Genomic DNA, 20,617 nt, shown 5'->3' with positions numbered 1-20,617 from the left:
ACGCCGGTGTGACGCGGGCGCGCCGCTGTCGCGCAGGCATCTGCCGGCGGCGAACCGGTCACCCAAGAGACGGTGCGCGGCGGCTCCGCTTCCTAGAGTGGGTCTCGCCTTCCCTCCATTGATTCACTCTGAAAGGACACCCCCATGCTCGACACGATCCAGGCCATCAACCGTTCGGCCGCCTTCAACCGCTGGGCCGGCTTCGACGTCACCCAGGCCGCCGACGGGCAGGCCGAACTGCGCATGAAATGGCGCGAAGAAGACATGGGCCAGTACACCGGCTTCCTGCACGCGGGCATGATCGCCGCGCTGCTCGACACCGTGAGCGGCTTCGCGGCCGCCACCGTGGCGGGCCGCGTGCTGGCTTCGCACTTCTCCATCAACTGCATCTCGCCCGCCATCGGCGAGGCCTTCGTGGCGCGCGGGCGCGTGGTGAAGGCGGGGCGCAAGCAGGTGTTCGTCGGGGCCGAGCTGTTCGCACAGCCTGAAGGTCAGGGCGAAGACAAGCTCAAGCTCGTGGCGACGGCGAACGCCATCCTGGTGCCGGTGGACGAGGCGTCGACGACGCCGAAGCCGAAGCAGGCGGCGTAGGCACCACCGCAGGCTCGGCCCTGGGCTTGCGCTTCAGCCCGAACAGCGGGCGCAGCCAGCCGATGCGGCGGATCAGCCCGTCGGTCAGCAGCCAGCAGCCGGCGATCGTCACGGCGACCAGCGCCATCGGCTCCCATACCGGGCCCAGCGCGAGCGGTGCAAGCAGCGCCACGCCCGCGACGATCAGCGTCTGGTGCAGCATGTACCAGGGGTAGACCGACTCGTTGGCCCAGCGCAGCCACGGCCAGGGGCGGTTCAGGTAGCGGTGGCCGTGCCCCAGGATGGTGGCGACCGCGAGCCACAGGTAGGCATTGCGCAGCACGTCCATCAGCAGCCCCTTGGGCGGAACAAGGGCCCCGATGCGCAGCGCGATGAACGCGCCGATCGCCGCCGCCGCCAGCAGCAGCGACACGCGGCGCAGCCGTTCGAGTTCGCGCCAGATGCCCGTGTCCACGCCCATCCAGTAGCCGTAGAGGAACACGGTGAAGTAGATGCTGTGCAGGTGGAAGTCCCACACCAGGTTGTGCGTGGCCGGGAAGTGCCGCGCCAGCAGCACCGTCCACGCCACGAGCGGCAGCGCGGGCAACACGAGCAGCTGCCAGCCCCGCAGCCCGTTGAAGCGCCGCCGCACCCACTGCCCGGCCGCCGAGCGCCACAGCGGCAGCGTCAACGCGACCAGCGCCGTGTAGAGAAACAGGTAGGGCAGGTACCAGAGGTGGTTCCAGGTGATGCCGAACTCCGCCCCCGCGAACGCGCCCTTGGGCCACGGCGCGCCCATCGACAGGTAGCGCAGCAGGAAGGTGCCGAAGCCCGGCGCCACCAGCCCGCGCGCCACGCCTTCGGCATAGGCCTGGTAGGGCACGACCACCGCCATGCCGAAGGCTAGCGGCAGCATCAACCGCAGACCCCGGCTGCGCAGCAGCCCCCAGGTGCCCTGGCCCCGGCTCAAAAATCCGAGCGACACGCCCGAGATCAGAAACACCAAGTCCATGCGCCACAGGTTAAGCACCCGCATCGGCCACGGCAGCCAGTCGGCCGCATGCGGGCTCTTCAGGTGCCAGGGCCAGTCGGCCACGTAGTACATGCCCACGTGATAGAGGATGACGAGCAGGAAGGCGAGGGCGCGCAGGGCGTCGATGTCGTGGCGGCGCGGCGACGTGAGGGCTGAAACGGAATCGGAGGGCATGGCGGGCTCCCGGAATGAAGAAACGGCGGTCATCGTGGTCCCCGCGCCCGCCCCACGGACCCTCGCCGGGACGGATCGCCCCGGATTTGTGACGAACGGTGGCCCCCGGGGACGAAATCCGGCCCCCGGTTCGCGAGAATCCCCGCATGAGCGAGCCGCACAAGAACCTGTACGAGCGCTACGAACCGATCCGGCGGTACGTCGAGGTCGGCTTCTGGATCGTGCTGATGACGGTGCACGCCGCGATCAGCACCGTGGTCGCGCTCATCGACGCCCGCAGCCGCGCCGTGCCGCGCGCGAACTGGGAGGTCATTACCTGGGAGGTGTCGAGCCACATCGCGCTGCTGGCCCTGGTGCCGGTGCTGGTGGCCGTGGAGCGCCGGCTGTCGCCGCTGGCGCGCGACCACTGGGTGCGCTTTCTTGCGGGGCACCTGGTGGCCAGCGTGCTCCTGAGCCTGGCGCACGTCGCGGCGATGTTCGGGCTGCGTGCCGCGGTGTATGCGGCCGCCGGCGAGCCCTACGACTTCGTCGGCGCCATGGGGCGATGGGGCTACGAGTACCTGAAGGACGTGCGCGTCTACGCCACGATGGTCTTCGGCGTGTGGGCCTACCGGCTCTTCATGCTGCGGCTGCAGGGCGAGGCGCGCGTGCTCGATCCGCCGGAAGAGGGCGTGGCGCCGGTGCCAGAGACTTCGGCGGAACCGGAAGGAGTCCAACCCTCGATGCAGGAGTTGCTCCCACTCGTTGCGCCGCCGCCGACCCGCCCCGAACGCTTCCTCGTGCGCAAGCTGCGCCGCGAATTCCTCATCGCCGCCACCGACATCGACTGGCTGCAGGCCGAAGGCAACTACGTCGGCCTGCACGTCAACGGCCACGACTACCTGCTGCGCGCCACGCTCACCGACTTCCTGACCCAACTCGACCCCGCCACCTTCGTGCGCGTGCACCGCAGCCACGCCGTGAACCTGGGCCGCATCAAGGAGATCGAGCCGCTCGACGGCGGCGACGCCCGGCTGCACATGCACGACGGCACGACCGTGCCCTGCAGCCGGCGGTATCGCGACGCGCTGCGCGGCGGCGCAGGCTGATCGCTGCGGCGTCGCGTTCCGATCCGGTGCGCACCCCGCGAAATCGGCCCATTCTTGGGTCGTTTCGCACCATCAAAGAGCCATCAGGCACCATTTTTGCTTTCTTGCGCCGGCGCCCCGAGCCGTTCGGGTGCGACGCACCAAATCAAACCAAAAACCTGCAAGAAGCTCTCATGGACGCACTCAAACAGGGCGCTGACGCGCTGTTCATCCTTCTCGGCGCCATCATGGTCCTGGCCATGCATGCCGGCTTTGCCTTCCTGGAACTGGGCACCGTGCGCAAGAAGAACCAGGTCAATGCGCTGGTCAAGATCCTGGTCGACTTCTCGGTGTCGACCATCGTGTACTTCCTGGTGGGCTACGGTGTGGCCTACGGCACGCATTTCTTCGTCAGCGCCACCGAACTGTCGGCAAGAAGCGGCTACGAGCTGGTGAAGTTCTTCTTCCTGCTGACCTTCGCGGCGGCCATCCCGGCCATCATCTCGGGCGGCATCGCCGAGCGCGCCAAGTTCTGGCCGCAGCTGATCGCCACCGCGGTGATCGTCGGCTTCGTCTACCCGCTGTACGAGGGCATCGCCTGGAACAAGGCCTTCGGCATCCAGGGCTGGATCGCCTCGGTCACCGGCCACGAGTTCCACGACTTCGCCGGCTCGGTCGTCGTGCACGCCGTGGGCGGCTGGCTCGCGCTGCCGGCCGTGCTGCTGCTGGGCGCGCGCCGCAACCGCTACCGCGGCGACGGCTCGCTGAGCGCGCACCCGCCGTCGAACATCCCGTTCCTGGCGCTGGGCGCGTGGGTGCTGTGCGTGGGCTGGTTCGGCTTCAACGTGATGAGCGCGCAGAGCATCGACAAGATCTCGGGCCTGGTCGCCGTCAACTCGCTGATGGCGATGGTCGGCGGCACGCTGGTGGCGCTGGCCATGGGCAAGAACGATCCCGGCTTCGTCTACAACGGCCCGCTCGCCGGCCTCGTGGCCGTGTGCGCCGGCTCCGACCTCATGCACCCGCTGGGCGCGCTCGTGGCGGGCGGCGTGGCCGGCGCCATCTTCGTCTTCATGTTCACGCGCACCCAGAACAAATGGAAGATCGACGACGTGCTCGGCGTGTGGCCGCTGCACGGCCTGTGCGGCACCTGGGGCGGCATCGCGGCCGGCATCTTCGGCACGCAGGCGCTCGGCGGCATCGGCGGCGTGAGCCTGTGGGCGCAGCTCATCGGCACCTTGCTTGGCGTGGTCTGGGCGCTGATCGGCGGCGCGGTGGTGTACGGCGTGCTCAAGGCGACGATGGGGTTGCGGCTGTCGCAGGAAGAGGAATACGACGGGGCGGACCTGTCGATCCACCATATTTCGGCGACGCCGGAGCGCGAAGTGAATTGGTGAGGGCGATGCGGCTCAGGACATGAGCCGCATCCGGGGATTTGCGGCGCACGGCACGAATTTGCCAGCTGTAGCAAACTTGCCGGCGGCCTCCGATCCCACCTGTTCACCACCCCATGACCCAATCTCCCCCCGCCCTCGAAGTCCTCCCCCGCGACCTGTCCGCCTACCGCGAGGGCAACGTCGGCATCGACTACGTGCACCGCTTCGAATCCGGCAAGCCCGGCCCGCATGTGCTGATCAACGCGCTGACGCACGGCAACGAGATCTGCGGCATGACCGCCGCCACGCACCTGCTCGACACCGGCGTGCGCCCGAAGATCGGCACGCTCACCGTCAGCTTTGCCAACGTGGCGGCCTACGAGTCCTTCAACGAGGCGCTGCCTTTCGACAGCCGCCAGTTGGTGCACAACCTCAACCGCGTGTGGTCGCCCGAATGGCTCGACGGCAGCGAGGACAGCCCCGAGCTGCGCCGCGCCCGCGAGCTGCGCCCGGTGGTGAGCGCGGCCGACCACATCCTCGACATCCATTCCACGAGCCAGCCCGTGATCCCGTTCTGGGTGTACCCGGCCTTCGACCGCAACGCCGAGGCCGCCATGGCCATCGGCCGCCCGTCGGTGCACCTGGTGATGCCCGACGGCCTGGGCTCGGGCACGCCGCTGATCCAGCACGGCCAGCATGGCCGGGCCGACGGCAAGGGCGTGGCGCTGGTGGCCGAGTGCGGCCAGCATTTCCTGCGCTCGGCCTCCGAGCTGGCCACCGCCATCTCGCTCGACTTCCTGGCGCACTTCGGCCTCATCGACAAGGACCCGGCCGTGCCCGCGCCCGGCGAGCAGCGTCGCTTCGAGCTGCTCCAGACGCACGTCATCAAGTCGGAAGACTTCGCCTTCGTGCGCCCGCTGATCGGCTTCGAGACCTTTGCCAAGGGCGAACTGATCGCCACCAACGGCCCCGACGAAATCCGCGCGCCGTGCGACGACTGCACGATCTTCATGCCCGCGCAGCGAACGATCGTGGGGCGCGAGGCGGTGTACCTGACCAGGCCGCTCTGAGGCCGACGTCCCTCAGTTCAGCAGATCAGCAGGTGCCGTGGTTTGTCCGCGGTGCTGTAGTCGGCATGCCAGTAGTGCGGGTCGTTGCAGAGGCTGAACGCGGCGTCTGCGCTGGCGTGGCGGTCGCCGAAATGTTTGCCCATCGTCACGTGCACCGAGCCCGGGTCGGGCCAGTCGATGCCGACGCCATTGACGCGGTTGCCCGAGGCGACTTCGGCGGCGACGATTTTCTGCAGGACGGGGTGCAGGCGGGTGTTGAGCAAGGCGAGGGCTTCGCGGCGTTCGCTGGTGCGTGCGAACGAGGTGTCGAGGCAGGCTTCGGTGAACATCGGTGGATGGGCCATGGCTCGCTTCCCGGCTAGACCGTCGCGGATGTCTTCGACTTCGGGATCGTCCGGCCTCGGCACTTCGGATAGTTGGCGCAGCCCCAGAAGCTGCCGTCGTTCTTGGACGATGGCTTTTCCACCATCTTGGTGCCGCAACTCGCGCAGGTGGGGCGCCAGTACTCGCCTTCGTAGGCCACGGCGAGCAGTGCCGCTTGTTGTTCCGGCGTGCGCTGGCCGATCAGCTTGAGCAGGGCCGCGCCGTCCTGGGCGTGGATGCCGTTCGCCTTCGCAAATGCCGCCGCTTCCGCCGAGAAGGTCGAGCTCGTCACGTAGGTGCCGCTCTTCAATTGGTGCGAAGCCATCACGCCGAAGAACTCCCGCATCTCCTTCACGCCCACGGCTTTGCTCTGCCAATGCTTGCATTGGACGATGCGGGGCACGTCACTATGCCTGGACTGAAGCCAGATATCGACACCGCCGTCCGCGCCATGCGATTGGCTGCGCGTGGTGAAGCCGGCTTGTGCGTAGAGCGCTTCGCACAAGGCCTCGAAGCGACGCCATTCGATGGCGTGGAGCACGGCGGGGCTCCACTGCGATTCCTGGCCCGCATGGGGTGCTGTCGATGGCGAGGGCGACAGCACGGGCTCGCGACGCTCGGCTGTCGAGGCGGGCGCGGGGCGTGCGGGAGCGCGAACTGCCGTGGGCTCGATCTCCACAGGGGCGGCTTGACGACGGACGACGTAGTGCAGGCCCAGCAGCACGGCCCCGACCGCCAGTGCGACCCAACCGGCAGGCCGGAGCGCAGGCCCCAGCGTGCCCACGATCGGCCCTTTCAGGAAGGCGGGAGCGACCACCAGCAGCAGGATGCCGACGAAGATCGCCATCCAGGCCTTGCCGGCCAGTTCCTGTCGCGCCCGCTCGCGTCGGCGCTCGGCTCTTGTCTGTCTTGCCATCGGTCGCTTGCCTCGCTCCTCGAAAGATCTCTTTATAAGCCGGGGCGGGCGCCTGGGTCTTCACCGTGCGACCGCGGTGTTCTGAGCGTCGCGAAGCGCGTTGTCTGCGGCTTGCCGCGCTTGCGAACTGCTGGACTCGTGGGCACGGGACTCTGCCGGTGTTTCGGGTGGCTTGTTGATCTCCTTGACCAGGTCGGCCAGGTGCGTGTCGTCGTCTCCCCCGCACTGCTCGGATGGCCATCTCAGACGGGCGCCGTCGAAGTGCCAGCCGGCCGTGCCGCCCGTGGCGGCTTTTGTGCGCAGCCAGAGCTGTTCCCAGTGCGGAAATGCCGCGGGGTCGCCGCGCCGGTGCAAGTCCCGCAGCATGTCGTAAAGGGCCACCTGCGTTTCGCGCTGAGCAGGCTGCGTCGAAACGAGGATCTCGGCCACCTCGAAAAGTCGCGGCGTCGAGATGAAGTAGCGATTTCCCTGGCGGGTGCGCTGCGTGTCCGGGCCCTCGGGCATGAGATAGCCTGAGCCGCCGGTCCCGCTCTCGGAACCGAGGATGCAGAGCGCTTCGGCCGGCGTGAAGCGCCTGAGATCGTCGAGGGCCGCTGCTGTGGCCTTTCGATCCCCGCGTGCCACGACTTGGCTGAACTGCCGGAATTCGTTGTATGAAGCGTTCCAATCCGCTCGATCAGCGGTTTTGACGATGTCGTAGGCGACGAACACCAGCACGACGCCAGCAGCGAGGCCCCCAAAGCTCGCGCCGAGACTCTTGGTCGCACCGCCTGCGGCCACGATCGCCACGAGGATCATCAGCAAGGCCACCCCGATCGCATAGGGCAAGAGGTACACGAACCACAACGGCAACAGGTTCAGGCCAAGGACGCACAGGGCCGAGAGCACAGGGACGACGGAAAGCCAGATGAGGAAGGATTTCGTCCGGACGGTCATGCGCCGCGATCCCCGAGGCTCGTGAGGGCTCGTTCCCACGCGCGCAACTCAACTGGCAACGAACAACGCCGGGTCCACCATCGTCCGGTTCAGCATCACCCCCCAATGCAAGTGCGGCCCGGTCACCCGTCCCGTCGCGCCCACCGCGGCCAACGGGTCACCGGCCTTGAGCACATCGCCCACCTTCACGTCCCAGCGGCTCAGGTGGCAGTACATCGTCAGCAGGCCGCCGCCGTGGTCGACCCAGACGGTGCCGCCGTTGAAGAAGTAGTCGCCGGTGTCGATCACCTTGCCGGCCAGCGGCGCGCGCACGGGCGTGCCGGTGCCGGCCGCGATGTCCATGCCGCTGTGCGGATTGCGCGACTGGCCGTTGAACACACGGCGCAGGCCGAACGAGCTGGAGCGGCGGCCCGGCACGGGCACGCGCATCTGCAGCGCGGCGTCGGGGCGCAGGTCGGAGAGCGTGGCCATCACGCCGGTCAGGTGATCGCGTTCCTTGGTGTAGCGCGCTTCGTCTTCGGGCGACAGGTCGACTGTGCGCGGCGCCACTGTCAGGCGTTGTTCGCGGTACTGCTTCGGGGCGATGGTGTAGGCGATCTGGCGTTCGGGCTTGCCCTCGGCGCGCACGCTGATGCTGGCTTCGCCCGGTGGGGTGGCGAGCGGAATGCCGACCAGCGCGGTCCATTCGATCGGATCGCCGAGCACCAGCACCGGCACATCACCGGCGAAGGCCTTGGGGCGCGTGGCCGCAGGGCCGAGCGACAGGCGGGCGACGCCGCCCGGCACCAGCAAGGCGCGCGGCCAGACATCGGGCGCCTGCGGCTTGTTGTTCTTCTTGGCCGGGGCTGCGGCGCCGGCAGGCAGCGCCAGCAGGCCGAGGGCGCCGAGCACGGCGCCGCGGCGGTTCAACGCAGCAGAAGGGAGATCGGAGAGAGGAAGGGTCATGTGCATGGACAGGATTCGAATGAGGAGTTGAGGGTGCGGCGCTTCAGTCGCCGCTCTGTTCCCGCCAGGTTCCGGGCGCGAGCCCCTCGAGCGTGTAAGGCCCGATGGCGGCGCGGATGAGGCGCAGCGTCGGCAGCCCCACGGCCGCCGTCATGCGTCGCACCTGGCGGTTGCGGCCTTCGCTGATCGCCAGCTCCAGCCACGCGGTGGGAATGAGCTTGCGCTCGCGGATGGGGGGCTCGCGGTTCCACACGGCGGGCGGCGGATCGAGCCGGCGTGCCCGTGCGGGGCGCGTGGGGCCGTCGTTGAGCTGCACGCCGTTGCGCAGCGCCGCCAGCGCTTCGTCGGTCGGCACGCCCTCGACCTGCACCCAGTAGGTCTTCTCCATCTTGAAGCGCGGATCGGCGATGCGCGCCTGGAGCTTGCCGTCGTCGGTGAGCAGCAGCAGGCCTTCGCTGTCGGCATCGAGGCGGCCGGCGACGTAGACACCGGGGAGGTCGATGAAGTCCTTCAGCCCGCGCCAGCGGCCCTCGGGCGTGAACTGGCTGAGGACGCCGTAGGGTTTGTTGAAGCGGATGAGGCGGGACGAAGAAAGGCTCGTAGCGTTCATGAACCGACAGGATAGCCGGGGTCTGTCGACGCTCGGCGCAAGAAAAAAGCCGGAGCCCTGACGGCCCCGGCTTTGCGGGTGAGCGCGGCAGCAGGCTTACTTGGCCCAGCTGTCCCGCATCCCCGCCGCGCGGTTGAACACCACCTGTCCGCCGGCGCCGCCGCCCCTCGTGTCGCGCACGAAGTAGCCATGCCGCTCGAACTGGATGCCCACGCCGGGTTCGGCCTTCGCCAGCGACGGCTCGACGAAGGCCGTGCACACCTCGAGGCTGTGCTTGTTCAGCTCGTCCAGCAGCTCGCCGCTGCCCGGGTTGGCTTCGGCGAACAGGCGCTCGTACAACCGCACCTCGGCCTGCACGGCATCCGCCGCGGCGACCCAGGTGATGTTGCCCTTGACCTTGATCGCGTCCGCGCCGGGCGTGCCGCTCTTGGTGTCGGGCACCAGCGTGGCCTGCACTTCGAGGAGCTTGCCGTCGGCGTCGCGCGTGGCGCCGGTGCATTCGATGACGTGGCCGTACTTCAGGCGCACCTTGTTGCCGGGGAACAGGCGGAAGAAGCCCTTGGGCTGCACGTCTTCGTAGTCGGTGCGCTCGATCCAGACGTCGCGGCCGAGCTTGAACTCGCGCTTGCCCATCTCGGGGTGGTGCGGGTGCACGGGGGCGGAGCAGTCGTCGAGCACATCGTCGCCACCCATCAGCTCACCCCAGTTGGTGATGACGAGCTTCACCGGGTCGAGCACGGCCATGGCGCGCGGCGCGATGGGGTCGAGGGTGTCGCGCAGCGCGGCTTCGAGGCTGGCGTATTCGATCCAGCCGCCCGACTTGGTGGTGCCGCTGCGTTCGCAGAACAGCTGCAGCGCGGCGGGCGTGTAGCCGCGGCGGCGCAGGCCGGCGATGGTGGGCATGCGCGGGTCGTCCCAGCCGTCGACGTGTTTCTCTTCGACCAGCTGGCGCAGCTTGCGCTTGCTGGTCATCACGTGGGTCACGTTCAGGCGGGCGAACTCGTACTGGCGCGGATGCGGGCTGGCGACGAGGCCGCCTTCGGCCAGGCGGTCGAGCAGCCAGTCGTAGAAGGGGCGCTGGTCTTCGAACTCGAGCGTGCAGATGGAGTGGGTGATCTGCTCCAGCGCGTCTTCGATCGGGTGCGCGTAGGTGTACATCGGGTAGATGCACCACTTGTCGCCCGTGTTGTGGTGGGTGGCCCGGCGGATGCGGTACAGCGCGGGGTCGCGCATGTTGATGTTGGGGCTCGCCATGTCGATCTTGGCGCGCAGGATGGCGGCGCCGTCGGCAAGCTTGCCGTCGCGCATCTCGCGAAAGCGCGCCAGGTTCTCGTCGGGCGTGCGGCTGCGAAAGCGGCTGCCGGTGCCGGGCGTGTTGAAGTCGCCGCGGTTGGCGCGCATTTCTTCGGGCGTCTGCTCGTCGACATAGGCCAGGCCAGCGCCGATCAGGTACTCGGCGGCTTCGTACATGAAGTCGAAGTAGCTGCTGGCGAAGTACTCGTGTTCCTGAAGCGTGCCGGGCGCGCTGGGGCGGTCGGCCAGGTAGGTTTCGTAGCCGAGCCACTTCACGGCGTCGCGGATGGAGTCGACGTACTCCTGCTCTTCCTTCTCGGGGTTGGTGTCGTCGAAGCGCAGGTGGCACACGCCGCCGTATTCCTTGGCCAGCTCGAAATTCAGCCAGATGCTCTTGGCGTGGCCGATGTGCAGGTAGCCGTTGGGCTCGGGCGGAAAGCGCATGCGCACCTTGGCGGGGTCGGGCATGCCCTGGGCGTGGTGGGCGGCGTCGCCCGGGGAACCGCCCCAGGTGCGGCCTGCGTAGGCACCCTGTGCGAGGTCGTTCTCGATCACGTGGCGCAGGAAATTGCTCGGTGCAGCGGTCGTTTTGGTGCCGCTTTTGTCGGTCGGGGAGGTCATCGCGTCATTCTAGAGGGGGGCCTGTCGGGGTTACTTTTGGCAACGCTCTTCACAATGCAGCGTCCACCCGCTTTGCAATTGCAGCGTTCAATACAGACATGGGGCGCACAACGCCCCCCAACAAGGAGTCCCACATCATGAGCGTCACACGTTCTACCCTCTTCAAATGGGCCGCTGCCGGTGCGGTGGCCTTCGGTGCACTGTTTGCCGCCACCTCGGCCAGCGCCCGCGGCGACGTGAGCTGGTCGATCGGCGTCGGCGTGCCCGGCGTGGCGGTCGGCGTGGGCGGTCCCGCCTACTACCCGGCCCCGGTCTATGCGCCGCCGGCCCCGGTGTATTACGCACCGCCGCCCCCGGTCTACTACCGCCCGCCGCCGCCGGTGTACTACCGCCCGGCACCGGTCTACTACGCACCGCCGCCGGCCTATTACGGCCCGCGCTACTACGGTCGTGGTTATCACCGCGGTCATGGCCACGGACACGGCCACTGGCGCTGATTTACAACGCCATTCGTGACTGAATGAAAAAAGCCGGCCCCGAAAAGGCCGGCTTTTTGCTGCGCGCCCGGCGCCTGGATTTCACATGGCGCGAAACAGGTGGGCGTAGAGCCGGCTGACCGGGATCTTCTCGGCCCGCCCGCGCAGCGCGAGGTGCAGCTTGCCGGCCTCGTCGCGGTGCACCGCCTCGATGGCCGCGCTGCGCACCACCACCGCCCGGTGCACTTGCCAGAAGGTGTCGGCATCGAGCTGGGGCAGCAGCTGCTTCAGGGGCGTGCGGATCAGGTATTCCTGCGTGGCGGTGAGCACGCGCAGGTACTTGTCGGCGGCTTCGAAATACAGCACCTCGTCGATCGGCACCATGCGCACGGTGGCGCCGCCCGCATCGCTGGCGACGATCATGCGCAGCGGCGCTGCTGACGTCGATGAAGCCGACGGCGCACCGCCGGCGGCGCCCAGCACCTGGCGCCATTGGGCGAGCGTGCGCTCCAGCGCCTCGTCGGGCGGGACGGGTGGCGTCATCGACGGCGCGGCTGCCGCCAGCGCCTGCCGCAGCCGCGCCACGGTCTTGCGCAGGCGCTCGGGCTGCACGGGCTTGAGCACGTAGTCGATGGCTTCGGCCTCGAAGGCGCGCGCGGCGTATTCGTCGTAGGCGGTCACGAACACCAGCTGCGGCATCGGCGCTTCGTCGGTGGGCCAGCTGTCGGCCAGCTCGGCGGCGGCGCCCAGGCCGTCCAGGCCGGGCATGCGGATGTCGAAGAACAGCACCTGCGGCAGCAGCCTTAACGCCTCGCGCACGGCGCTGCGGCCGTCGCGGGCGGTGGCGACCACGTGCAGCTCGGGCCAGGCGGTGGCCAGTTCGGCCTGCAGGGCCTGGGCCAGCAGGGGTTCGTCTTCGGCGATGAGGGCGGTGAGGGGCATCGTCTTCTTGTCGTCGTGGGGCCTGTTCAGGCGGGCAGGGGAAGGTTCAGGGTGACGCGCGTCCCGCCGCCCGTCGGCGCGGGGGCCAGGCTCAGGCGGCCTTGCTCACCGTACACGGTGGCCAGCCGCTCGCGCACCTGTTCGAGCCCGAAGCCGCCACCTTCCGAGGGCTGCTGCGTCGCATCGAGTCCGACGCCGGTGTCGCTCACCTCGATGACCAACTGACCAGCCTCACGGCGCGCACGCACGGCGATCTCGCCGCCTTCGACCTGGGGCTCGAGCCCGTGGCGGATGCTGTTTTCGACCAGCGGCTGCAGCAGCAGCGGCGGCACGGGCGTGTCGCGCAGCTCGTCGGGCAGGTCGAGCGTGTAGCGCAGGCGCTCGCCCATGCGCACCGACATCAGCTCCAGATAGTCGCCCAGCCGGTCGAACTCGGCCGACAGCGGATGCGACAGCGCGCGCGAGCCGCTGAGCGTCATGCGCAGATAGCTGTTCAGGCGGTCGAGCATGGCCACGGCGCGCGGCGGATCGACGGTGATCAGCACGCGCAGGTTGGCCAGCGTGTTGAACAGCATGTGCGGCTCGAGCTGGGTTTCGAGCAGCTTGAGGCGGGCTTCGGTGGCGTTGCGCTGGGCCAGTTCGATCTGGCTCTGCATGTACTTGCTCTTGCCGAGGCTGTAAAAGAGGAAGCAGATGCCGGCCCCCGCGATGATGGTGACGGTGACGCCCGTGGCCAGCTTGTGGCCCCGCAGGTCGAGGAAGTCGAAGGCGGGCGCGCCGCTCCAGGCGTCGCCGATGAGGTTGCCGGTGAGGAAGCCGAAGGTCACGCCCACTACGACCAGCAGTGGGCCCCACGGCCATTTCGGCCAGAGGGCCTCGCGGTGTCCGGTGATGAGGAGCCGGCCGCCATCGATGAACAGCCAGCTCGCGGTGCCGATCGCCAATGAATAGACCATGTGGGCGGCCCAGCTGCCGCCGCCGGCGATGGTCAGCGCGCTCGCGATCATGCAGTTGAAGACCGCGGTGATCAGCCCATGCCGCAGCATGGACTGGAGGTTGGTGGCGCTGAACCGGGCACTGAGCCCGGCGGCAAGAGGCGACAGCGACAGGCCCAGGCTCACCGGCGGTCCTCGCCGCCCAGCGCGCGGCGCTCGCGTTCCAGCAGCCGGTCGTACAGGCCGCCGCCGGGCGCGATGAGCCAGACCACGGCGCCGTGGATCAGCAAGCCCAGGCCCCAGCCCATGAGCGGGTACACGGCCCAGTTGTGGCCGCGCGAGGCGGCAAGCGCAACCAGCCCGACGTTGACGACCACGTAGACGAAGGCATGGATGAACCAGCCCATCTTGGCGCCGGCGCGGCGGCGGGCGCGCCGCTCGATGTCGGCGGACGAAGAAGAGGAAGGGGACATGGGGGTCATGACAGCTCCTTGAGAGAGGCAGGTGAAAGGGGAACGAAGTCGCTGGCGGCCGATGCCGGCATTGACGGTGAAGGTGGCAGGGCCGCGCGCTGGCGCAGCTCCTCGGTGGTCTCGCCCGGCCCGTCCGCGCGCCAGCCCGGCGGCTTCACGAGGTAGCCGACGAAGGCGCGCAGCGAACGCGCCGAGCGCAGGTCGCGCCACAGGTCGCGCCACTGGCTGAACTCGATCTCGAGCAGGTTGTACGAGGTGATCGGCTTCACCAGCCCGTAGCGGCAGGGCAGGTCGGCGCGCTCGGGGATGTAGGTGCCGAACAGGCGGTCGAACACGATCAGCACGCCGCCGTAGTTGCCGTCCAGGTACTCCAGGTTCGAGGCGTGGTGCACGCGGTGGGCCGAGGGCGTGTTGAGCACCCATTCGAGCGGGCCGAGCTTCGGAATCCAGGTCGCGTGGATCCAGAACTGGTAGAGCAGGTTCAGCGTGAGCATCAGCAGGATGATCCGCGGCGGCATGCCCAACAGCGGCGCCAGCAGGAAGAAGGCCAGCGTGCCGGTGAGCCGGCCGGTCCAGCCGAAGCGGTAGGCGGCCGACAGGTTCAGCTGGTTCGGCGAGTGGTGCACGGCGTGGGTGCACCAGAACCAGCGCACGCGGTGCGCGGCGCGGTGGTACCAGTAGTAGCAGAACTCCTGGCCGATGAAGCAGGCGAGCCAGCCGGTCCAGTGGTCCATCGGCAGCGTGAAGAGCCGGTGGGCGTAGAGCCAGTCCATGGCGCCGACCCAGAAGGCCAGCGGCAGCAGCCAGCGCAGCGGGTATTCGCGCACCAGGAAGTCGAACACCGAGATACCCGCCGCCTTCCAGTCGTAGCTGCGCCAGCCGTTGCGCCACGACAGCACCAGCGCTTCGGCCAGCGAGGCAAGCAGCACCACCGAGATGGAAATCTTGAGGATCAACACGAGCACGGTCATGGCGGTTCCTGGCGGCGAAGGGCGGGCGGGGCTGAAGTGCGCAGAATCTTAGGCCGCGCGGGCGCCGCTGACCATCGCGCCCGACGCGGCGGCCAGCCGCCACAGGCGTGCGGCGCGGGCCGCGAAGATGCCGCTGAAGGCGCCGTACAGCGCCGGCACGCCCAGGGCGAAGGCGGCCTGGTGGCGCAGCTCCGGATGCAGGGCCAGCGACACGCCCACCACGTACTTGGTGAGGAAGATGCCCATCATGAGCATCAGTGGCACGGCGGTGCCGGCCACCTCGAACTGGCGCGCCGCGGCGTCGTAGCGCGTGGTCGGCGGCAGCGGACGGCGCAGCACCAGCACCATGAGCAGCAGCGCGGCCACGGCCCAGCCGAGCAGGGCGCCGGCCGACTCGCCGGACACCGACACCACGCCCCAGAACGACAGGCCGGCCATCGCGACCGGCATCACCAGAACGCGGTTCAGGCCGATGCGGTTGGCCACGAGCTGCCGGCCACCGAGCCAGGCCAGCAGGACGAACACGGCGAACACCCACTTCGGGGTGTGAAGAAGGATCTGCATCAACATGAGAGGCTCCGGTGGATGGAAGGAAATGAGGGCGGGGAGGGAATCGATGGAGCGGACTGTGCCGAGGCCGCCCGGCCGCCGCCACGGCCATGCGACGAAATGCGGGTGGGCGGCGTGAAGTGCCGGTCGCCGGCGCGAATGGCGACCCCGGCAATGGCGGGGTGCCACGCAAACGGAAGCTTTACCGTCGCTTTACGGCACGGAAAACTGCGGGAGTGATATTTCGCGCTGTACTCTAGGCCGCCTCCCTTCAGGCCGCCTTTTCGCACCCCTTCGCACGCACCGCCCATGGATTCCCAAACGCCCCCCGAGCCCCTGCCACCCGTCGTGTCGCCGACCCATCCTCCGGCGCGCCGGCGTCGCTGGGTCGGGAGCCTGCTGGCCCTGCTTCTGTTGGTGGCCCTCGGGGGCGGCGCCTGGTACCTGGTGCAGCGTTCCAAGTCGCCGGCACCGGGCGCGGGCGGACCGGGTGCAGGCGCAGGCCGCCCAGGTGGCGGCGGTCGGGCGGGCGGCGGAGGCCCGGCCTCCAGCACCGTCGGCACCGCCGTCGCGCGGCAGGCCGACATCCCGGTGCAGCTCGAAGCGCTGGGCACCGTCACGCCGCTGGCCAACGTGACGGTGCAGCCGCAGGTGTCGGGCGTGCTCACGGCCGTGCTGTTCAAGGAAGGCCAGATGGTCAAGAAGGGCGACGTGCTCGCCACCATCGACCCGCAGCCCTTCGAGAACGCGCTGGCGCAGGCCGCCGGTGCCCGCCAGCGCGACGAGGCCCAGCTGGCCGCGGCGCGCGTCACGCTGCAGCGCTACCAGACGCTGCTCGGGCAGGACTCCATCGCCCGCCAGGACGTCGACACCCAGGCCGCGCTGGTCAAGCAGCTCGAAGGCACCGTGGCCATCGACCGCGCCAACGAGAACACCGCCAAGCTCAACCTGGCCTGGAGCCGCATCACGGCGCCGGTGAGCGGGCGCATCGGCCTGCGGCCGGTGGACGCGGGCAACTACATCTCGACCGGCAGCACCGGCGGCGTGGCCACCATCACGCAGATCGCGCCCATCGACGTCGAGTTCGCCATTCCGCAGGACCGCGTGCCCGAGGTGCAGGAGCGGCTGGGCCAGGGCGCCACGCTCGCCACCACCGCCTTCGACCGCACGCGCACGCGCCGGTTGGCCGACGGCAGCTTCTCCACGCTCGACAACATGGTCGACACGCAGACCGGCACCGTGAAGGCCAAGGCGCGCTTCACCAACGCCGACGGCGCGCTGTTCCCGAACCAGTTCGTCAACCTGCGGCTGCTGCTGCGCACCGTGAGCAGCGCGGTGGTGGTGCCGGTCACGGCGCTGCGCCACGGCCCGAACGGCGACTACGTGTACGTGGTGACGGCCGAGAACACGGCCTCGCAGCGGCCGGTGACGCGCGGCGAATCGAGCGTCGATTTCGCCTCGATCACCAAGGGCCTGCAGCCCGGCGAAACCGTGGTCACCGAAGGCGGCGACCGCCTGAAGGACGGCGCGCGCGTGCAAACCACGGTAGATCGGCCGGCCGGTGCGGCCTCCGGCGCAGCGGCGCCAGGTGGACGGCGTGGAGGACGTCGGCAAGAAGGTGCCGGCGGTGCGCAGGGCGGCGGTGCTCGTCCCGCCGAAGCGGCGGCACCGGCTTCGCCATCGCAGGCACCGGCTGCACCTGCCGCCGGAACGGCTGCGCCGGCTGCAGCGCCAGCAACGCCTGCACCTGCAGCAGCCCCCGCAGTCACACCCGCCAAGCTCCCCACCCCCGAGCAGCGCCAGCGCATGCTCGACGCGGCCAAGGACGATCCCGAACAACTTGAACGCCGCAAGCGTTTCCTCGAAGCCCTCGACCGCGGCGAGCCGGCCGCGCTGGAACGCTGGCAGCGCATGGCCGAACGTGGCGGCGAACGCGGCGGTGAGGGACGGCGCAGCCCATGAGCCCCTCGCGCCCGTTCATCCTGCGGCCGGTCGCCACCTCGCTGCTGATGCTGGCCATCGTGCTGGCCGGCCTGGTGGCGTTCCGCTTCCTGCCGCTGGCGGCGCTGCCGCAGGTCGACTATCCGACCATCCAGGTCCAGACGCTCTACCCCGGGGCCAGCCCTGAGGTCATGAGCAACACCGTCACCGCGCCGCTGGAGCGCCAGTTCGGCCAGATGTCGGGCCTGGACCGCATGAGCTCGACCAGCGCGGCGGGCGTGTCGATCATCACGCTGCAGTTCTCGCTGGGCCAGACGCTCGACGTCGCCGAGCAGGAAGTGCAGGCCGCCATCAACGCCGGCGGCTCGCTGCTGCCGGCCGACCTGCCTGCGCCGCCGGTGTACGCCAAGGTCAACCCGGCCGACGCGCCGGTGCTCACGCTGGCCATCACCTCCGACACGCTGCCGCTCACCGAGGTGCAGAACCTCGTGAACACCCGGCTCGCGCAGAAGATCAGCCAGGTCTCCGGCGTGGGCCTCGTGTCGCTCAGCGGCGGGCAGCGCCCGGCCGTGCGCATCCAGGCCAACACGCAGGCGCTGGCGGCCAATGGCATCGGGCTGGATTCGCTGCGCACCGCCATCAGCGCGGCCAACTCCAACGGTGCCAAGGGCAGCTTCGACGGTCCCAAGCGCGCCTACACCATCAACTCGAACGACCAGCTGCTCACGGTCGACGACTACAAGAACCTCATCGTCAGCTACAAGAACGGCGCGCCGATCCGGATGGTCGACGTGGCGCGCGTGGTCAACAGCGCCGAGAACACGCAGTTGGGCGCCTGGGCCGGGCGCAAGGTCGACGGGCAGGTGCAGCTCACGCCGGCCATCATCCTGAACGTGCAGCGCCAGCCCGGCGCCAACGTGATCGCCACCGTCAACGCCATCAAGAAGCAGCTGCCCGAGCTGCAGGCCGGCATGCCCGCGGGCCTGCAGGTCGAGGTGCTGAGCGACCGCACCGCCGGCATCCGCTCGTCGGTGCAGCACGTCGAGATGGAGCTGGTGCTGGCCGTGGTGCTCGTGGTGCTGGTGATCTTCGCCTTCCTGGGCAGCCTGCGCGCCACCGTCATCGCCAGCATTGCCGTGCCGATCTCTCTCATCGGCAGCTTCGGCCTGATGTACCTGCTGGGCTACAGCCTGAACAACCTGAGCCTGATGGCGCTGACCATCGCCACCGGCTTCGTGGTGGACGACGCGATCGTCATGATCGAGAACATCGCGCGCTACATCGAGGAGGGCGAGAAACCGTTGCAGGCCGCGTTCAAGGGCGCTGCGCAGATCGGCTTCACCATCATCTCGCTGACTGTGTCGCTCATCGCCGTGCTGATCCCGCTGCTGTTCATGGGCGACGTGGTGGGCCGCCTGTTCCGCGAGTTCGCGGTGACGCTGGCGATCACCATCCTGATCTCGGGCGTGGTCTCGCTCACGCTGGTGCCGATGATGTCGGCGCGCTGGCTCAAGCACGAGCCGAAGAAAGACGCATCGGGCACCGGCTTCGGCGCGCGCGCCCAGCGGTTCTTCGACGGCGTGATGGTGCGCTACGACCGCTCGCTGCACTGGGTGATCGCGCACCAGCCGCTCACGCTGCTGGTGGCGCTGCTCACGCTGGTGCTGACCGTGCTGCTGTACCTCACGATCCCCAAGGGCCTGTTCCCCACGCAGGACACCGGCCAGCTGCAGGCCCGCGTGCAGGCCGCACAAGATGTGTCCTTCGAGCGCATGGCGCAGCTGCAGCAGCAGGCCGCGCGTGCCATTCTTGAAGACCATGACGTCGAGAACCTCAGTTCCTTCGTCGGCGTGGACGCGGCCAACAACACGATGCTGCACACCGGCAGCATGCTCATCAACCTGACCAAGAACCACGACAACCAGCAGGAGGTGATGGAGCGCCTGCGTGATCGCGTGCGGCAGGTGGCCGGCCTCACGCTGTACCTGCAGCCCACGCAGGACCTGACCATCGACGCCGAGACCGGACCGACCGAGTACCGCGTGTCGCTCGAAGGCGTGAACAGCGCGCTCGTCACCGAGTGGATGCAGAAGCTCGTGGCGAAGCTGCAGGAATCGGACAAGGTGCGCAACGTGAGCAGCGATGCCGGTGCGCAGGGGCTGGCGGCGTATGTGAACGTGAACCGCGACACGGCGTCGCGGCTGTCGATCACCGCGAGTTCGGTGGACGATGCGCTGTACAGCGCCTTCGGTCAGCGCATCGTGTCGACCATTTTCACGGAGACGAATCAGTACCGCGTGATTCTGGAAGCGCAGCCTGGCATGGTGAATACGCCGCAGACGCTGGGGCAACTGAACCTCATTGCGGGGTCGGGCACGGCGACGCCGCTGTCGGCCTTTGCGGAGATCAGCGAGCGGCAGGCGCCGTTGCAGATCACGCACGTGGCGCAGTATCCGGCGAGTACGTTGAACTTCGATACGGCGCCGGGGGTGTCACTCGGTGGTTCGGTTGCCGCGATTCGTGCGGCGGCGAAAGAGATCGGGTTGCCTAGCAGTGTGACGATGACTTTTCTGGGGGCTTCTGGGGCCTATGAGAAGTCGTTGTCGAATCAGCTGTGGTTGATTCTGGCGGCGGTGGTTTGTGTGTACATCGTGCTGGGGGTGCTGTACGAGAGCTATGTGCATCCGTTGACGATCTTGTCTACGTTGCCTTCTGCGGGGGTTGGGGCTTTGTTGGCCTTGATGCTGACTGGCAATGATCTGGGGGTGATCGGGATCATCGGGATCATCCTGCTGATCGGCATCGTGAAGAAGAACGCGATCATGATGATCGACTTTGCTATCGATGCGGAGCGGACGCAGGGGAAGTCGGCTCGTGAGGCGATTCATCAGGCTGCGTTGTTGCGGTTTCGGCCGATCTTGATGACTACGTTGGCGGCTTTGTTTGCTGCTGTGCCCTTGATGTTCAGTTTTGGGGACGGGGCTGAATTGCGACGTCCTCTGGGGCTTGCCATCTTTGGCGGGTTGATCGTTAGTCAGCTGCTGACTTTGTTTACTACGCCTGTTATTTATCTGGCGTTTGATCGGTTGGGTGGGGGTAGTGCGCGTCGGTCTTCTGCTGAGCTTGAGGAGGAGGCGGCTTGATCTGGTTTACCTCCTGTCGCTTGCTTGCTTTCCGAGGCCGGGAGTTCCGCCCGGCGGCGGACTCACTTTCTTTTGCTTCGCCAAAAGAAAGTAAGCAAAGAAAAGGCGACCCCACTGTCTGCGACCCCTGCGCTTCGCTACGGGGCAACCTGCGGTGCTCACGTTTCGCGGGGTCTCGCAGAACTCGCTTCGCTCAAACAGCTGCGAGCCCTG

19 protein-coding genes are annotated in these 20,617 nt (G+C 68.4%); 7 read left to right on the top strand and 12 right to left on the bottom strand.

Going from position 1 to position 20,617, the window contains the following annotated elements; genetic code table 11:
- Window positions 1-144 precede the first annotated feature (144 nt).
- Window positions 145-591: a PaaI family thioesterase gene (locus ACAM42_RS23415; RefSeq protein WP_062476955.1), complete on the top strand. Its 447-nt coding sequence runs from the start codon at window positions 145-147 to the stop codon at window positions 589-591.
- Here ACAM42_RS23415 and ACAM42_RS23410 read toward each other — a convergent pair.
- Entirely contained in the window at window positions 509-1,777 is a 1,269-nt protein-coding gene (locus ACAM42_RS23410) for an acyltransferase family protein (RefSeq protein WP_369629578.1), read from the bottom strand. The two genes, ACAM42_RS23415 and ACAM42_RS23410, sit on opposite strands and share 83 nt — an antisense overlap.
- Window positions 1,778-1,923: 146 nt before the next feature.
- Here ACAM42_RS23410 and ACAM42_RS23405 point away from each other — a divergent pair, with 146 nt between their 5' ends.
- The 3 genes from ACAM42_RS23405 to ACAM42_RS23395 all read left to right on the top strand — a co-directional run bounded on the left by ACAM42_RS23405 (window position 1,924) and on the right by ACAM42_RS23395 (window position 5,290).
- Complete coding sequence (locus ACAM42_RS23405; protein ID WP_369629577.1) at window positions 1,924-2,865, top strand: LytTR family DNA-binding domain-containing protein; 942 nt, start codon at window positions 1,924-1,926, stop codon at window positions 2,863-2,865.
- A gap of 173 nt (window positions 2,866-3,038) precedes the next feature.
- Window positions 3,039-4,241, top strand: coding sequence for an ammonium transporter (locus ACAM42_RS23400; RefSeq protein WP_369629576.1), 1,203 nt, complete (start codon window positions 3,039-3,041; stop codon window positions 4,239-4,241).
- A 113-nt stretch (window positions 4,242-4,354) separates the two neighbouring features.
- Entirely contained in the window at window positions 4,355-5,290 is a 936-nt protein-coding gene (locus ACAM42_RS23395; RefSeq protein ID WP_095948925.1) for a succinylglutamate desuccinylase/aspartoacylase family protein, read from the top strand.
- 17 nt (window positions 5,291-5,307) lie between these two features.
- On the opposite strand, the gene ACAM42_RS23390 is transcribed toward ACAM42_RS23395, so the two are convergent.
- The 6 genes from ACAM42_RS23390 to ACAM42_RS23365 all read right to left on the bottom strand — a co-directional run bounded on the left by ACAM42_RS23390 (window position 5,308) and on the right by ACAM42_RS23365 (window position 10,974).
- Window positions 5,308-5,634: a hypothetical protein gene (locus ACAM42_RS23390; RefSeq protein ID WP_369629575.1), complete on the bottom strand. Its 327-nt coding sequence runs from the start codon at window positions 5,632-5,634 to the stop codon at window positions 5,308-5,310.
- A 14-nt stretch (window positions 5,635-5,648) separates the two neighbouring features.
- On the bottom strand, window positions 5,649-6,500 hold the full coding sequence (locus ACAM42_RS23385; RefSeq protein ID WP_369629574.1) for a restriction endonuclease: 852 nt from the start codon (window positions 6,498-6,500) through the stop codon (window positions 5,649-5,651).
- 129 nt (window positions 6,501-6,629) lie between these two features.
- Window positions 6,630-7,505, bottom strand: coding sequence for a hypothetical protein (locus tag ACAM42_RS23380; RefSeq protein ID WP_369629573.1), 876 nt, complete (start codon window positions 7,503-7,505; stop codon window positions 6,630-6,632).
- A 48-nt stretch (window positions 7,506-7,553) separates the two neighbouring features.
- Window positions 7,554-8,450 carry a peptidoglycan DD-metalloendopeptidase family protein gene (locus ACAM42_RS23375; protein ID WP_369629572.1) on the bottom strand — a complete coding sequence of 299 codons (897 nt, stop codon included), beginning with the start codon at window positions 8,448-8,450 and terminating at the stop codon, window positions 7,554-7,556.
- Between the two features lie 43 nt (window positions 8,451-8,493).
- Window positions 8,494-9,060: a pseudouridine synthase gene (locus ACAM42_RS23370; protein WP_369629571.1), complete on the bottom strand. Its 567-nt coding sequence runs from the start codon at window positions 9,058-9,060 to the stop codon at window positions 8,494-8,496.
- Between the two features lie 96 nt (window positions 9,061-9,156).
- Entirely contained in the window at window positions 9,157-10,974 is a 1,818-nt protein-coding gene (locus ACAM42_RS23365) for a glutamine--tRNA ligase/YqeY domain fusion protein (protein WP_369629570.1), read from the bottom strand.
- 137 nt (window positions 10,975-11,111) lie between these two features.
- Here ACAM42_RS23365 and ACAM42_RS23360 point away from each other — a divergent pair, with 137 nt between their 5' ends.
- Window positions 11,112-11,471: a hypothetical protein gene (locus tag ACAM42_RS23360; RefSeq protein WP_070062581.1), complete on the top strand. Its 360-nt coding sequence runs from the start codon at window positions 11,112-11,114 to the stop codon at window positions 11,469-11,471.
- A gap of 81 nt (window positions 11,472-11,552) precedes the next feature.
- Here ACAM42_RS23360 and ACAM42_RS23355 read toward each other — a convergent pair whose 3' ends face one another.
- Genes ACAM42_RS23355 through ACAM42_RS23335 form a run of 5 tightly spaced genes read right to left on the bottom strand, consistent with a single transcriptional unit; the run spans window position 11,553 to window position 15,341 of the window.
- Complete coding sequence (locus ACAM42_RS23355) at window positions 11,553-12,392, bottom strand: LytR/AlgR family response regulator transcription factor (RefSeq protein WP_369629569.1); 840 nt, start codon at window positions 12,390-12,392, stop codon at window positions 11,553-11,555.
- 26 nt (window positions 12,393-12,418) lie between these two features.
- On the bottom strand, window positions 12,419-13,513 hold the full coding sequence (locus ACAM42_RS23350; protein WP_369629568.1) for a sensor histidine kinase: 1,095 nt from the start codon (window positions 13,511-13,513) through the stop codon (window positions 12,419-12,421).
- Window positions 13,510-13,809 carry a 2TM domain-containing protein gene (locus tag ACAM42_RS23345; protein ID WP_240531166.1) on the bottom strand — a complete coding sequence of 100 codons (300 nt, stop codon included), beginning with the start codon at window positions 13,807-13,809 and terminating at the stop codon, window positions 13,510-13,512. Before ACAM42_RS23345 ends, ACAM42_RS23350 begins: the two co-directional genes overlap by 4 nt.
- Complete coding sequence (locus ACAM42_RS23340) at window positions 13,806-14,771, bottom strand: sterol desaturase family protein (RefSeq protein ID WP_369629567.1); 966 nt, start codon at window positions 14,769-14,771, stop codon at window positions 13,806-13,808. Before ACAM42_RS23340 ends, ACAM42_RS23345 begins: the two co-directional genes overlap by 4 nt.
- 48 nt (window positions 14,772-14,819) lie before the next feature.
- A complete protein-coding gene (locus ACAM42_RS23335; protein WP_369629566.1) occupies window positions 14,820-15,341 on the bottom strand; it encodes a DUF6622 family protein in 522 nt (173 codons plus the stop codon).
- A gap of 288 nt (window positions 15,342-15,629) precedes the next feature.
- Between ACAM42_RS23335 and ACAM42_RS23330 the strand changes: the two genes are divergently transcribed.
- Complete coding sequence (locus ACAM42_RS23330; RefSeq protein ID WP_369629565.1) at window positions 15,630-17,282, top strand: efflux RND transporter periplasmic adaptor subunit; 1,653 nt, start codon at window positions 15,630-15,632, stop codon at window positions 17,280-17,282.
- Window positions 17,279-20,404: an efflux RND transporter permease subunit gene (locus ACAM42_RS23325; protein WP_369629564.1), complete on the top strand. Its 3,126-nt coding sequence runs from the start codon at window positions 17,279-17,281 to the stop codon at window positions 20,402-20,404. Before ACAM42_RS23330 ends, ACAM42_RS23325 begins: the two co-directional genes overlap by 4 nt.
- Window positions 20,405-20,617 lie beyond the last annotated feature (213 nt).

Origin of the sequence: Variovorax sp. V35 (assembly GCF_041154465.1) — a bacterium.
Taxonomy (GTDB): domain Bacteria; phylum Pseudomonadota; class Gammaproteobacteria; order Burkholderiales; family Burkholderiaceae_C; genus Variovorax; species Variovorax boronicumulans.
This window is presented reverse-complemented; position numbering and strand designations above follow the sequence as displayed.

Excerpts from the sequence above, each read along its gene's own strand:
- ACAM42_RS23415 (WP_062476955.1), top strand. The coding sequence starts at position 145 with ATGCTCGACACGATCCAGGCCATCAACCGTTCGGCCGCCTTCAACCGC.
- ACAM42_RS23410 (WP_369629578.1), bottom strand. The coding sequence starts at position 1,777 with ATGCCCTCCGATTCCGTTTCAGCCCTCACGTCGCCGCGCCGCCACGAC.
- ACAM42_RS23405 (WP_369629577.1), top strand. The coding sequence starts at position 1,924 with ATGAGCGAGCCGCACAAGAACCTGTACGAGCGCTACGAACCGATCCGG.
- ACAM42_RS23400 (WP_369629576.1), top strand. The coding sequence starts at position 3,039 with ATGGACGCACTCAAACAGGGCGCTGACGCGCTGTTCATCCTTCTCGGC.
- ACAM42_RS23395 (WP_095948925.1), top strand. The coding sequence starts at position 4,355 with ATGACCCAATCTCCCCCCGCCCTCGAAGTCCTCCCCCGCGACCTGTCC.
- ACAM42_RS23390 (WP_369629575.1), bottom strand. The coding sequence starts at position 5,634 with ATGGCCCATCCACCGATGTTCACCGAAGCCTGCCTCGACACCTCGTTC.
- ACAM42_RS23385 (WP_369629574.1), bottom strand. The coding sequence starts at position 6,500 with ATGGCGATCTTCGTCGGCATCCTGCTGCTGGTGGTCGCTCCCGCCTTC.
- ACAM42_RS23380 (WP_369629573.1), bottom strand. The coding sequence starts at position 7,505 with ATGACCGTCCGGACGAAATCCTTCCTCATCTGGCTTTCCGTCGTCCCT.
- ACAM42_RS23375 (WP_369629572.1), bottom strand. The coding sequence starts at position 8,450 with ATGACCCTTCCTCTCTCCGATCTCCCTTCTGCTGCGTTGAACCGCCGC.
- ACAM42_RS23370 (WP_369629571.1), bottom strand. The coding sequence starts at position 9,060 with ATGAACGCTACGAGCCTTTCTTCGTCCCGCCTCATCCGCTTCAACAAA.
- ACAM42_RS23365 (WP_369629570.1), bottom strand. The coding sequence starts at position 10,974 with ATGACCTCCCCGACCGACAAAAGCGGCACCAAAACGACCGCTGCACCG.
- ACAM42_RS23360 (WP_070062581.1), top strand. The coding sequence starts at position 11,112 with ATGAGCGTCACACGTTCTACCCTCTTCAAATGGGCCGCTGCCGGTGCG.
- ACAM42_RS23355 (WP_369629569.1), bottom strand. The coding sequence starts at position 12,392 with ATGCCCCTCACCGCCCTCATCGCCGAAGACGAACCCCTGCTGGCCCAG.
- ACAM42_RS23345 (WP_240531166.1), bottom strand. The coding sequence starts at position 13,809 with ATGACCCCCATGTCCCCTTCCTCTTCTTCGTCCGCCGACATCGAGCGG.
- ACAM42_RS23340 (WP_369629567.1), bottom strand. The coding sequence starts at position 14,771 with ATGACCGTGCTCGTGTTGATCCTCAAGATTTCCATCTCGGTGGTGCTG.
- ACAM42_RS23335 (WP_369629566.1), bottom strand. The coding sequence starts at position 15,341 with ATGTTGATGCAGATCCTTCTTCACACCCCGAAGTGGGTGTTCGCCGTG.
- ACAM42_RS23330 (WP_369629565.1), top strand. The coding sequence starts at position 15,630 with ATGGATTCCCAAACGCCCCCCGAGCCCCTGCCACCCGTCGTGTCGCCG.
- ACAM42_RS23325 (WP_369629564.1), top strand. The coding sequence starts at position 17,279 with ATGAGCCCCTCGCGCCCGTTCATCCTGCGGCCGGTCGCCACCTCGCTG.